The organism is Tunturibacter gelidoferens, from assembly GCF_040358255.1.
Taxonomy (GTDB): domain Bacteria; phylum Acidobacteriota; class Terriglobia; order Terriglobales; family Acidobacteriaceae; genus Edaphobacter; species Edaphobacter gelidiferens.
This window is the reverse complement of record NZ_CP132938.1, coordinates 3,413,285-3,426,641: the sequence shown is the minus strand read 5'-3', so window position 1 is coordinate 3,426,641 and position 13,357 is coordinate 3,413,285. Positions and strand designations below refer to the sequence as shown.

The following is a 13,357-nucleotide window of genomic DNA, read 5'->3' as shown; positions in this document are numbered from 1 at the left end:
TCCATCGGCAATCGTCCGTTGGTAGTCTTCGCTCATGGCATCGTAAGCTCTTCTTTCCGGAACCAATTTCAAACCCGTTCGGATTGCGTCAAGCTAGTCGATCCGCTGGCCTTCGGAGTCTTTTATCAACGAAGAATGCGTTCTTGTGAACGGCGGCCGCTTCCGCAACATCTGTCAGCCGGATCTTCTCGAAAAAGGGGACCGCAGCTCAGGTGTAGTGTCTGCAGGGTGGACAGGGGTTGAGTGAACGCTTTTCAAGACACTTCCATGACCCTCGCTCGACTGGAGGCTATCTAGCCTCTGCTATAGAAGCCAAAGATTCATGACTCGCGGAGTCGCGCTGGGAAACTCCAGTTCAGGAAGAGACTCTTCGAGGTCGCACCGGACGGGCGGGATGGTGCTTGGCTCGCCGGTGGATCGCGCTCCGAATTCGAGTTTGACTCTCGGCAGAGCATAGCGCGAAACTGCCGTCACAGGAGGGTAGTCGATGAAGATGCAATCTTCGGTGATGCCGCAGGTTCCAAGCCCGACCTTTTCAAGTCCTGCTTGAACGATCAGTTAAGCATGATCCTTGATCCACGTTGGTAGGAGCTCGTCGCATATTTGTGGCGGACGACCGGAAGCCGCCGCTCCGGCAGTCAGGGCGGAGATGTCCCAGATCACGCCGGGGCTTTCTTACCTCCGCGCCAGTATCGAAGACCAAGTCGGCTACGCCAGTGGCCGTGGAATCTTCCCTGTGCCGATTAGGGTTGACTGCAACTGATATCTGCTGTAAATATTCCCTGTTAGGTACAACTTGCAGTCACCTGAAGATTGGGTGGCCGGTCGGCCAGGGATCAGGAGCCATACATGCCCGGAATCAACGATCAGGGATATCTGCAGCGATTCAAATGGGACGTATTTCTGAGTCACGGCTGGGCAGGAAACGAGGATGTCTACGCCGGCGACCGGGCGTTTATGACAGCGTTACAGAAGGAACTCGAACTAATACTCCGAGAGCGCGTACATAAGTCGGTCCAAGTGTTCCTCGACAATCAGCTCCCGTACCATGATATCGCCGAGGATAAGCTCAGGGAAGAAGTCCGGCGGTCGGCAACCCTCGTTGCGATCACTTCTCCCGCATTCTGTTCCTCCGACAGCTATTGTCGGAAAGAGCTGAAGTGGTTCTGCGACGGGCCGCGCCCAATCTCCACAAGAGGTCCTAAGATAGCCCGGCGATTGTTTCGGGTGATCCGGCGACCCGTTCCCGGCGACCCCGTCAGGATCGTGGACCCCCGGAATCAGGATCCGGCCGACATGGTTCCGGACGTGATAGCTGGACATATTCCATATATTTTCTACAAGCCCGACCCGCAGAGTCCTGGGGACACGATTCCTTATAACGCAGGAGGCTTGGATCAAGAAGACGGATTCAGGAAGCTGGTGAGCGATCTGAGCTCTTTCCTTAAAGAGCAAAAGATTACTCAAGTAAATAATCCTGCCCGAACCGTCTTTCTGGCAGAGACGACTGCAGGAATCGCTGAAGGACGCGTGCGTGGGGAGCTTCTTAGGCATGAAATTGTCTCTCTGTTTCCGACGCCGGCTTTACCTGAAAGGGAATGGGTCCGTCAGGTCGAAGAACTGCTTGAGCAATGCGACTGTTCCATCCACCTTGTGGATCCGGACGCGGAGCATACTCCACCACTAGGTTGGACGCGTTCTGTGTTCGAACGACAACTCATCTCGGCAATGTCAATCAGAAGGAAGGGGTTTAGGGTGTTTCTGTGGTGTAGCCCTGCGAAAAAGGTAAGGCATCCCGCGCTGGCATCACTTCTGGAGCGCGCCCGCAAACCGTCCAACGGAGGACCGGTGCGCAACATCAAAACTAGCCTCGAAAAGTTCGCATACGACATCGAACCCCTAGTTTTGGAGGATCCGTCCTCCGAACAAAAACCGATCGCGAAAACTGGGGCAAAACTAGTATTTGTGCAATGTGCCGAGCGCGACGTCGACAAACTGATGCCGCAATTCCTCAGAATGATCGATTGGGGAATCGAAATTCGTACTCCTTGGTTCTTGGCTCCGGGCAACTCGGCTGACGAGAGGTCCCTTGCACAATCCGACAGTACCGTCATCTACTGGGGTAGCTTTGGAGAGCAACTGATTTATCAGTTGTGCGATAAGACCATCCAACAACTGGGGGACGCGTCGGCTACTAAGGGCCGTGTCCTCGGTGTCGATCCTCCCGACGAACCTATTCGCTTGACAAGGGGCCATCCGGACTTCACGAAAATCGCCTTCCCGGCTCCTCCCGGCAGTAAAGATGAGCAGAGGTTGAAAGCTATTCTCCTGCAATAACCGCTCCGAGGCATTTTCGTGAATCCTTATCCCGGACTGCGTTCCTTTGAGCGCGAAGAGAGCTCGATATTCTTTGGGCAGGATCGAACGAGAGACGCCCTCTTGAAGCGCCTTTTGGACGGGCGCTTCGTTGCCGTCCTAGGCGATTCCGGCTGTGGTAAATCATCGCTGGTGCGGGCGGGCCTGCTCCCGTTACTGCTGCCTTTTGAGGACGGCCCCCATGTATCGTGGAAGGCAATTGAACTCCGGCCGGAGCAGAGCCCAATTCGGAACCTGGCTTCGGCACTCGCCCGGTTATCCAACTTAGACCCAGGGCCCCTGCACGCTGATTATGAAGCGAGATTGCGATGCGGTCCAGAGGCTGTTGTCGAGATCATCGAGGATCTGAGAAAAACATCGACATTTCATCGCCCGAGTAAAGGCACAGAAGACACGTCCGTGTACCAGCAAAAATCCTTATTACTCTTTGTCGACCAGTTCGAAGAAATGTTTACTTTTGCGGGGAACCCGGCAGCGGGAAACGCAATTGACCCGTCGGATGAAGCGGCGCTTTTCGTGAAGCTTCTGATCAAAGCGGCTGACGATCCCGATTCGCTATGCTTCGTCCTTATAACTATGCGGTCTGAATATCTGGGTCAGGCGTCACAGTTTTCCGGCTTGGCTGAGAAGATCAGCGATGGATTGTTTCTGCTGCCGCGTATGGGGCGCGTGCAATGCGAGGAGGCCATCGTAAAGCCGGCGATGGCGCGCGGCATCCATTTCTCGCAATTCGTGGTCCAGCGCCTCCTAAACGAGACCGGTGATCGCGAAGATGGACTGCCACTCCTGCAGCATGCGCTGAGACGCATGTGGGACCAGGGTTACGGGCGTGAAGTGGAAACTGATCCGGAAAATGGCGAAGCCGCAGTGAATTCCTCACTCCATGGCGCACCCGAAGAACTACAAGGAGACTTTGTAGAGAGGAGTGCAAACGGAAATCCAGACTCCATCATTCGAAACCTCGACGACGATGAGCGGAACGGCGAGGATTACGGCGGTGAAGTAGAGCCAAATCAGCAGGATCAGGAAGACGAGGTAAATCTATTACCGGATGGCGCACCAGAAGAAGAAGCAGGAGACTTCGTCAAGTGGAGTCTGAACGAGAATCTAGACTCTATTCTTTTAAAGCTTAACGGCGATGAGCAAAGGCTCTCAGCCAAGGTATTCAAATTGCTTGGCGATCGCAACCTGAAAGGACTCCCCATCCGCACGCAAAGGAAGTGGAGCATCGTCTGCCAGGTTGAAGCCGATCGAAACAAGCTCCAACGAGTCGTGGACGCCTTCCGCGACAACGACTGTGGGCGAACGTTCCTCGTTCCCTCGATACAGAAAAAGAGGGTGCTCGATCCCGAGGACGCGCTCGACATCTCACACGAAGTCCTGTTGCGCCAGTGGAAACAGTATCGTGTATGGCTGGACGAGGAAGCCGAGGACGCACGTCAATATATTTGGCTGGCCGATGAGTGTGATGATTTCGCACAAGGGAGAGGTCAGCTGCTGGCCGGGCCAAAGCTGCACGCCCTGAAGGATTGGAAGTCGAAGTTCGGTCCGACTCGGGCGTGGGCTCAACGATACAAGGGGCCTCCAAATATTGTTCTTGAACGTGATCGGCGGGATTTCGCGGCGACGATGGAGTTTCTCCACAAGAGTGTGGTGAACGAGCGACTCCTCAAGATGCGAGACGCCAAGAAAGATCGGCTCGAGAAAGAGCGTATTGCCGAGGAGCAACGGCTAGAGCAGGAGCGCATCGCGACGGAAGAACAGCTAGAGCAGGAGCGCATTGATGAAGCGCGTTTGATAACCATTCGCAAGTGGCGCGCGATCGGGATCGGTGCGGCGGTCGTCCTGCTTGTGGTTGCTGGCTTTTCGTGGCACTCTGCCAAGATGTCACATGTCACCACGGAACTCGTAACTGATATCGAAGCGGCCAACAATCCCCATTCCCTAATTGACGAACGCGCAGACAGAGCGCGCCATGCGCATCTACTGGCGGAAGCGTTGCCCTGGGGCCGCGACTTGGAAGCCCGGATTCCGCTCGACGAGTGGGAACTCTTAAGCGTATCCTCCACGCTTTCCACTGAAACGCCAAGGGTTCCTTCCGAGAGAAAGAACGAGCCTGGAATGTCGCCTAGTGAACACACAAGGGCAAATTCGACGAATGTTGCGCAAAGTAAGGAAAGTGACAAGACCGCAATTGCGTATGACGGGCAGATTGAGATACTTACAGGCGTCGAAAAGAATACGATCATCCCTTTGCCAATGGTCGACCGTGTGCTCTTCGGTCCTCACGACAAATATCTGGTCGTTACTAAAAAGAATACGCAAGTTGACCCAACTCTTTCTCAACTCCTTTCCATCGCTTTGCCGAGCAAAGATATGCGCGGCGAACCTGTTCCGGTGCATCTTGCCGACTTGAAGGGTCCGGTGAAGGCGATGGCGTTCGTTGAGCCGTCGAACCGTTTGGCCGTCGTGACCTCGGAAGGTCTCGCTCTTTATGATGGATCGTCCGTGGATCAAACCCGACGGCTCGAATCCACCTATTGCTCCCTCCAGAAAGCGGAGGTCGACGTAGCTCAGTTCAGCGACAAGGGTGACGAGTTATTTCTTTCTTACCTTAACGGTTGTTTGGAGACTATCAAGCTGTCTCCCAATGGCGAGACCCAAGTGACAAGGAGAGCTAGACTGGTCGACCAGAACTTTCCGGACTATCCAGTTTCGGTGAAGGCCGCCGCGTTCATTTTCAATGAGATTTTGATTCTCGGCGATTCGCATGGTCGAATCCAGGCGGAATGCGTCAATGACGTGGATCCGACTACACCGACACGCACACCGATTGGAGACTCGAATCAACTCTCAACTGCGGTCGCTTCGTTGACCGTTGGAGGAAAAAACATCGCAGCCGGGAGTCGAACTGGGGATGGTTTCGTGTTCAAGGAGCGAAACGTACAAACGAATTTGCCGAAGCCACAAAAAGCGCAGAAACCACGACCCATGCCATGCCTAATACCTGACTACGACACGTATCCAATTCCTCACGACGCGCAGGTTTCGTGGCTGCGATTCTCGAACGAAAATGATTATCTTGTGACCCTTAGCACGGATCAGCATCTCAGGAGATTTAATATCGAAACAGGCCGGGAGGTATACCGCGGTCGATCGAAAGACGTCCCGCTCATCTATGCGGCTCAGTTGCGTCTGAGTGAGGCTCAACTGCCCCCTATCAAGGATCAATTCAAGGACCAATGGCTCTTGGTTAACGAAAAGGGCTCTGCCACGGCGGCTATTGTGGCACCCAGCAATGTGGTCACCCGCCAAGTGATAGGCAATTGCCCCAACAACCAAACCTTGTCACCTGTCGGCCCCTCACCCGTAGGCCCGGATGGCCGTCTCGCCTGGAGCTGCGCCGGAACGGTAAAAGTGAGCCCACCGCCAGATTGCCAGTCCGTCGCGACGAACCAAGGTACGCGACAGACGCCGGTGCCTTGTCCTGCAAAGGGAAACACCAATGAGCCGCTTAAGATCGGTCAAGGCGAGCAACATGACGCAGCACTTCGAGGGCAATCTCTAAACAACTCTACGAAGAAAATCGGCACGGCAAATACTGTTCTGCAATTGGCCGTGGGCAAGGATTCGCTTACCTGGGTTGAATTGATCGGCGCGCCCGGTTCCATCAACTCCATTCAGGTCCATCGTCGACAATTTCGCTCTGGTAAGGAAGATAAGCCCGCGCCATGGACCTTTCCTGAAGAGATCGCGCGGCCGGGTCGGCCGATCATCTCCATGAGCGAAGACGGAAGGTACCTTGCTGCGGCATGGGCCCAAAACAAACAACAATGGCAGATTTGGAGGTTTGATACGGGGACAGCTGGAGACGTGGCATTGGACCGCAAGAAACTTATCGGAAGTTGGGCAGCGACTGGATGTAATACCATTACGGCGCTGGCGGTTGCGCCGGACGGGAAAGTTGCGGCGGGGTCCTGCAAGGGCGAAATCATGGTGTGGGACCCAAAAACAGTCATCAATAAAATAGACGATTATCAAGATTCAACCTCGACCCCCAGTTGGGTCAACTCGTTGGCAGTCCCCGCAGGGAATGAAAATGATCTGACCGGCCGCGAGCAGATCGTCCTGCTGGCATTCACCCGGGCGTACGATTCCGAACACCTGATCACTGTCCAACTCGACGGCCACATCGCAAGGTTCGGGTCGCATGACCTAAAAAAAGGACTTCAGTTGGAGAATCGACAGCAAGTGCCTGCCAATCCGGAACGGATATTTTCAGGCTATCACCCCGAGCCAGCAGATTTAGGGAAGCCAGAGTCGTTTGCCGTTGCTTGGCAGAAACAAGCGATGTTTTTCGCGGAGCCGGAAGAAGCGGCCCTCGGTCCGGGCGTCCTCATGAACGCAGATGGACCCGTCTTCGGTGTGAAGTTCAACGTTGGCGAGAAGCAACTCGGCGGGTTTCCCATCCAGGTAATCACTACTGTCCTGGTACACGGCCGCCTGGAAGAGGCCACATGGAGCCTTATTCCAGATTTCTACGCTGGTAAAATCGAGGCTAGTAAGCAAGATCAAGGTTCAACTTCGCTTCGGCTCCTGCGAGCTTGGAGAACTCTGAATCTGCCTTGAAGCCGCAAGTGTCAGGTATTTTGGACTCCTAAACGTCTTGTGCAGTTCGATCACTTGGATTCAATGGGCTGCGGGATGGTGAAATGTCAGTTTGGCTGGAGGTCACTCAGACGGCTAGCATTCTTGCTGCCAGATCGACTCGTGTCTGCGGCGCGTACAGCGCAGGGATCACTAAGGATGCGCCGCTGAGATCTTCCGAGGTCGAGAGTATCAAATCCTGGATGCTAAACTCTCTCGTTCGCGCGGGCATGGATATGTCGCCCGTGGATCGCACCAAGGTCACTTTGTGCGAGGGCGGATAGAACATCGTCAAGTATGCCACCAGTTGCGCAAGCGAACTGCCGTCTCGCCGCTCACTGTAGTGCGTCCGGAACGAGCCGAACGTGCCCATTTGCAATAATAAGACGGCGGCGGTGAGAACTGGCCTTATTTCGCTAACGAGCATCCAAGAGGCCTCGTAGATTTGGAATGCGGGAGCCATGTCAACCCGCAGGTCGCACAGTATCGTGTCGAGGGACGATATCCCTGGGATGACCTCTAATTTGATTCCGAGACCGGGTGCGTGTTGCACCAACTCCTGCGACACGCTGTCATAACACATGGGATTTCCATAGGTAGCATAGCCGATGCTGGCACCGCTGGAACACGCTCTGAGGATCATTTGAGCTGCTGTTTCGTAATTGTCGCCCCGAGGAACATTTTCTTTGTACAGACGTAGCAGGTTGACGACGCTGATATTGGCATGAGCCGCTGCCGGCAACCAGAGCAACGTCGGTTCCTGCACGATCGAGAATATCTTAGTGCAGGCTGACAGAGCCCGCTGCGCTTGGAGCGTGACGTGATCCGGGACGATGACGCCTAGTCCGACAATGACGACTTTGCCACCTGGGCTGTTGCCACTCATGTGAGCCTCGCGACTGAATGTCTGCGCGAACGCCAGCAATGACTCAGCGCTCGCAATTTGTCAACTCAGTATAGCTATCTCATCCGGTCGATGACTCTGCTGAAAGTCTAATCGAATTTGCCAACAGGCAATTACCAAGGAACGTTTTTCGTACTAAATTCGCTTCTCGTTGACAGTTCCTCGTGCATGAGATAAAGTATTGATCGGACATGTGGCTGTGGCACGCTCAACAAGCTATGGCTGTTGATCGGGACGGGAGCAGCACACCAGATGGTCGAGAATCTCAAGTCGACTGGCAAGTCACCGAACTCGTTCATATCACGAATTAGGGCTGTCCTCGCACTGGCCTTCGGCCTTTTGTGGGGTGCTCCCGCCATGCCGTCGCCAATTGTCCCGGTTCCCCCTGCCACCCATATTCCAACTCTTCAAGAGCGGTTGATCGTCGTCCGCAAGCGAATATCCGAACTCGAACAGTCCACGCCAATCAAGAAGACACTCACAGATGACCTCCGATTTGTGGCGCTGCAGTGGGGGAACTTTAACAACTGGAACAATTGGGCGAATTTCCGTAACTTTAATAACTGGGGCAATTTCGGTAATTGGCGTAACTATTAGAGCGACGAAGTCGTGACGACTTAGAGCGACTGCCGTGGAGGCCAAATTGTATCTTGGGCGCGTGAGTAAGAGCATCAAATTGCTTATAGTGCAGCCCACTCCCTTCTGCAACATCAATTGCGACTATTGCTATCTTGCGGATCGCTCCAATCGATCGCGGATGTCCATCGCCGACGCCATTTCCTTGGTCCGGCATGTCGTCTCTTCGGGGTTGGTGGGCGATTCACTAAGCATCGTTTGGCATGCCGGTGAGCCCCTGACCTTACCCGCTTCATACTATTGGGACATATTTGCGGGCGTGGCTAATGCCCATCCGGAAATACACTTCAAGCATTCTTTTCAAACCAATGGGATGCTCATCAACGATGAGTGGTGCCGTCTGTTCAGACAATGGAATGTCAATGTTGGAGTCAGCATCGACGGACCGGCCTGGATTCATGATTCGCATAGAAAAGATCGCGCAGGACGAGGAACTCATGACCGAGTTATGGCGGGCGCTCGGGTGTTGCGTGCGAATGATATCCCGTTTCATGTCATCAGCGTCTTGAGCGCAAACTCCCTCGATCACGCCGATGAGATCTTCGCCTTCTTTATGGCGATGGATGTGGACCGCATCGGCTTCAACATCGAGGAACTCGAGTCCGCGCATACAGATTCAAGCATTTCTTCGAGACATTTGAGCCAAGTGCAGACATTCTTCGAAGTGCTTGCAAACTGCCGCCAAAAGGAAGGCAAACGGATTCATATTCGCGAATTCGATAATGCTCTGTCGGCGATCGCGGGTTGCGAGCTTAATCCGGAAAATAGTGGGGACTTGATGAACAATCAAACAGAACCACTAGCAATCCTAACGGTTGCGTGGGATGGCTCGTTCACCACGTTTTCCCCGGAACTTATTGATGCGAAGAGTCGCGACCATGCATCTTTTATTTTTGGGAACATCCTACAGGGCGATCTGGAAGACCTGATGGAGAATCCTAAATTTGTCGCGATCGCCGCCGAAGTTGAGGCGGGCCGAAAGCTCTGTTCGAACTCCTGCCAATATTTCCCATTGTGCGGAGGCGGTGCGCCGTCGAACAAATACTTCGAAAATGGACGATTCGATTCGACCGAGACGGTTTACTGCCAAAGTGTGATCCAGATACCGATCCGAGTTGTGCTGGGAGGACTAGAACGCGAACTTGGTATCGTTCATGGCTCTCCCGACCCGCTCTGTGCGGTCAACGGGAGCCTCTGATCTGACTCCCGTTCTGTGCTTCAGGCTGTACTGCCGTTCTCTTCTATGCTCTAGCCTTGGCCCGCTCTTCCTCCCCTCCAGTACGGCAGCAGTTGCCGCAACTTTCGCAACGGTAGCGAACGCCAAATTTTGATTCGGCCAGCTAGCAATCGGCTTGTCAGGTGACGGGCCCTGCAGGAAGTGAAACGAAGCCCCTTCGGCCCTGGAATGATTGAGGGGTACGGAATTACCTCGCTCTCATGGTCGCGATTACGGTCTACCGCTCGTTCCGCTTCCAGGTTGCAATAGTCCTTGGAGATAAAGTTGTCACTCAAAAGAAGGAGCACAGTTCCAGCCTTATCGAGATGATTGATATATTGGCGTTCCAGTCGCCCTTGTTCTGAGCATCGGTAGCAGTGCGCCAAAGATGGCGCTCGATTCGTTTGCGCCACTCGATGTTTTCACTTTGCATACGAGTAAAAACGTTAGTTATCGCTGTGTAGTTAAAGCGTTCCTGCTCGTTGCTCCCAAAATCTTCGCTCAAGAGTTCCGCCACGGCAGGGCGCGGACACCATTTAGAAACCGAGAACGCACAGGCTCAAAGGTGTCCTTGCCCACATCATCGCCTCGCCTCGCAAGCTCATCGATTGCCGCAAAGTTGTCGAGAGGAATTTCCGTTGGAGTCATCCGATTCACCCTAAGGTGACGGGCCCTCGTCAAGAGTCCATCGGCAAGCATTGCTGCGGCGTTCTCTTGTGCCGCAAAGAAAAGATCGGAGGTACTGGCTGCCCAACCAAGCTTGCCCTTTCCAAGTTCCGCCTCAAAGTTCTTCTCGCTGCTCAACGTGCCGACACTCAAGACGTCAATGCGATTCAGCGGAATTGAAAGATGATGGACGGCCTCATAAATTGCCGGAAGAACGGGGTTGTTCGCCCATAGCCCGCCATCGAGATAGCACTGGTCCGCAATCGTGTCGTTAATCCAGGCTTCGTCAAAATAACTGGGCGCTGCGGAAGAAGCTAGGGCAGCGTCCACTGCGGTGATTGTTCGGAAAGCCGTGCGATCGGGGCTGTGCCCCGTGACGATCAACTCTGACTCCCCATGCAAGGCTCGCACGGTTGGAATCACTAGCCGGCACGAAGCATCGCGCAAGAGCACGTTCTCGCCAAAAACTGTCGTAAGGGAGGATCGGAGGGTGCCCGATTGATGCTTAGACTTAATCCAGTGGCGCACGTCTCCGCCGGGAGGGAATATCCTCGTGCCTTCAGTTCGATAGAAGCTGAGAATCTCTTCCGGGGAATGCCGAAGCGAGAGGCCGATGGCCAGAATCGCTCCTGTAGAAGTACCGGCGACCAGGTCGAAATGGTCTACGAGTGCGACCCCACCATCCGGCCCGAGCATCTGATCCCATTTCGCCAAAACCGCCGCGGTAAAGGCGCCCCGAATGCCTCCACCATCCAACGCAAGAATGCGGAAAAGGCCGCCAGTGGCACGAATTTTCCGTGACAGAGGAAGGAGCTTGATTTGCGAAACGATCTTGCCGACCGTAGCATCTATAGCAACTTCTGATGCAAGGCGCCGGTTCTCATTCTCAGACAAGCCATTGTGTAACCGCGCGAAGATTGAAGGATTGTCGGCGAGGTATCCCTGAATAGCGCCCCCGAACGCTGCAACTGCAAAACCTGGAATCCCACGGTTCAAACCCTCGACAAGTTCTAGTGGCACGCCTGAACGCGCTGGATTGTCCTCATACCATTTGCCGCCGATCGCAACAACGACATCACACCGGTCTGATATCCACTCACGCATCGTGATCAGGCTTGCAGCACCATCTCCAACCGGTGCGGGGATCACCTCCACTGCCGCAAACTCGCGCTGGGTTTGCATGGATTTTAGGTTTAAGTCTGTCTTTGTGAACTGATCTGAGCGAACCAGTGTCAGAGCGCCCCGTGCACCGCCCACATCAATGAAACGGCGTGCGGCTCGTTCGAGCGGCTCCAGCAAAGTGGGGTGACTACCGTGAACTAGTGTCCCGCCTTCCCGAAACACTGCGCTCGCAAACCTTTCTACGAACTCAAGGATGCCACTTGAGTTGGCTTGTGACGCTGAGACCGGGATGGATCCAGCAAGTTGAATTCGAATTGATTCCAAGGGAAGCGGCATGGAATTACGGAAGTCTAGCAGACTATACCCTTGGGCTAACAGGAAGAATTTTAGATACAGCCGGTACGCACCCGCCAGTACCTTTGATCGTGCAGTGGCGACCCTAGTACGCAGCCGACCATTGCCGTAGAAAAATCGCAAAAATGCCGAGCCGGTTCGACTGCCAAGATGGGAACTGCCACGGTGCTCATGCGTCCACCTTGCCGCGCAGGTCGATAATCACACCCACCTCGCTTCCCAGACCTGAATGTCCTCTATATACAGAGGCAAGTTCCCTCCGGCGCAGGGCGCAGCCGACCGGGAGGGCCAGAATTACATAATCGCGCTTTCCCTTGGTTGTCGACCGATCAGATACCAGCAGGGGCTCTTTCGCCTGCTCACGGGTAAGCCAGTTGCCCAGTCGAGTTCCCCGCTGCTGGACATTGGAGACGTCGGTCAGGTTGCCGCTTCTTCCGTTCAGATCATGCCGTTGCAACGGGCTTCACCGACCAGCTTTCAAATGGACGACAGCCTGACATTGATGGTCGAGGGGGGCGTAGATGATCCATCGTCGTGCGGTAGTCCATCAACAGAGCATGCGAGAGCGCGCTGGACATCACAAAAGCGAACAGATCGTCGAGGGCGTTGGTGTGAATGCGCTTGGACTGGATGGATAGGACGGAGCCTAAAACCAGCTGACTGAGAATCGTTTGCGCCTCGGTGAGGGTGAGAGGCCGCTCTCCAGACGGCTGTTCGACCTGAGCCAGCGCGCTGGTCATGGGCTGCCCACCTCACCGTCCATCGTCAAAGCCGATTCTGCGGCAGGCCGCTGCATAATTGTCGCCACAGCGTAGCGACAATTCGCTCTCCGGCTAGTGGCGATCTAGTTTCTCATCGGGCTTCCATAGTGTGAAGCCTTCGGGGCACTCAACTCCACTATCGTGTCCAGGCCATCGGCCCGACCCAATACAGGTAGGGCCTCAAGGTTCTACTGCGTTGGGTGGAGAGCTACGAGTCCTACGCTTAAAGGGTGTCATTGGGAAACTGGCCCAACTCAATGTGCGCAATGCTCTGGTTCCGCAAAGAAAAACCGCCAACGCCGACCTGGATTGGCCGATGCCGTGGCCGATCCAATGGCATCCTTGCTCGCCCTTCCAACCTTGAATAGTGCGCAGCGCTATTCAAGGTTCACTCCTAAAGATACCCGCGGGAGCTCCCGGGGCGAATCGCGTCAAAGCCCAGCACTACAGTTGTGTGGCGGACCCAACGTTCGCAAGTAGCAAAGTGATCCCATCCCCAATGAAAATGTACTCTTTGCAGCTCTGGCTAGCGACCACAAACTCCCGATAGCGCTCAATTAAGAATTTGTACTTTTGCTCAAGGTCGCGCGTCACGCGGTTAGAATGCTGCATCCTTGGGAATTCCGCCCAAAGGTCGCCGGACCATTTACGCCTTTTCTTCTCCAAATACTGCAC

The 13,357-nt window shown here is 54.5% G+C and carries 8 protein-coding genes; 4 read left to right on the top strand and 4 right to left on the bottom strand.

Features of this window, described 5'->3' with window-relative positions:
* The first annotated feature begins 849 nt into the window (after positions 1-849).
* Positions 850-2,337 (top strand): hypothetical protein, encoded by a 1,488-nt coding sequence (locus RBB81_RS15030; RefSeq protein ID WP_353071214.1) that lies wholly within the window; start codon positions 850-852, stop codon positions 2,335-2,337.
* 18 nt (positions 2,338-2,355) lie between these two features.
* The gene (locus RBB81_RS15025) at positions 2,356-7,005 is read left to right on the top strand and encodes a hypothetical protein (protein WP_353071213.1); all 4,650 of its coding nucleotides are present in this window, start codon (positions 2,356-2,358) and stop codon (positions 7,003-7,005) included.
* A 106-nt stretch (positions 7,006-7,111) separates the two neighbouring features.
* Here RBB81_RS15025 and RBB81_RS15020 read toward each other — a convergent pair whose 3' ends face one another.
* A complete protein-coding gene (locus tag RBB81_RS15020; RefSeq protein WP_353071212.1) occupies positions 7,112-7,909 on the bottom strand; it encodes an SAM-dependent methyltransferase in 798 nt (265 codons plus the stop codon).
* 270 nt (positions 7,910-8,179) lie between these two features.
* On the opposite strand from RBB81_RS15020, the gene RBB81_RS15015 reads away from it, so the two are divergent.
* Positions 8,180-8,524, top strand: coding sequence for a hypothetical protein (locus RBB81_RS15015; protein ID WP_353071211.1), 345 nt, complete (start codon positions 8,180-8,182; stop codon positions 8,522-8,524).
* Positions 8,525-8,558: 34 nt separating this feature from the next.
* Positions 8,559-9,761, top strand: a complete 1,203-nt coding sequence (grrM, locus tag RBB81_RS15010) for a cyclophane-forming radical SAM/SPASM peptide maturase GrrM/OscB (protein WP_353071210.1) — start codon at positions 8,559-8,561, stop codon at positions 9,759-9,761.
* A 310-nt stretch (positions 9,762-10,071) separates the two neighbouring features.
* Here the strand turns inward: grrM and RBB81_RS15005 are convergent, their stop codons facing one another.
* The 3 genes from RBB81_RS15005 to RBB81_RS14995 all read right to left on the bottom strand — a co-directional run bounded on the left by RBB81_RS15005 (position 10,072) and on the right by RBB81_RS14995 (position 12,661).
* Positions 10,072-10,284: a hypothetical protein gene (locus tag RBB81_RS15005; protein ID WP_353071209.1), complete on the bottom strand. Its 213-nt coding sequence runs from the start codon at positions 10,282-10,284 to the stop codon at positions 10,072-10,074.
* Positions 10,281-12,044, bottom strand: coding sequence for a CBASS cGAMP-activated phospholipase (locus tag RBB81_RS15000; RefSeq protein WP_353071208.1), 1,764 nt, complete (start codon positions 12,042-12,044; stop codon positions 10,281-10,283). The genes RBB81_RS15005 and RBB81_RS15000 overlap by 4 nt, the downstream gene beginning before the upstream one ends.
* A gap of 320 nt (positions 12,045-12,364) precedes the next feature.
* On the bottom strand, positions 12,365-12,661 hold the full coding sequence (locus RBB81_RS14995) for a hypothetical protein (protein ID WP_353071207.1): 297 nt from the start codon (positions 12,659-12,661) through the stop codon (positions 12,365-12,367).
* Positions 12,662-13,357 lie beyond the last annotated feature (696 nt).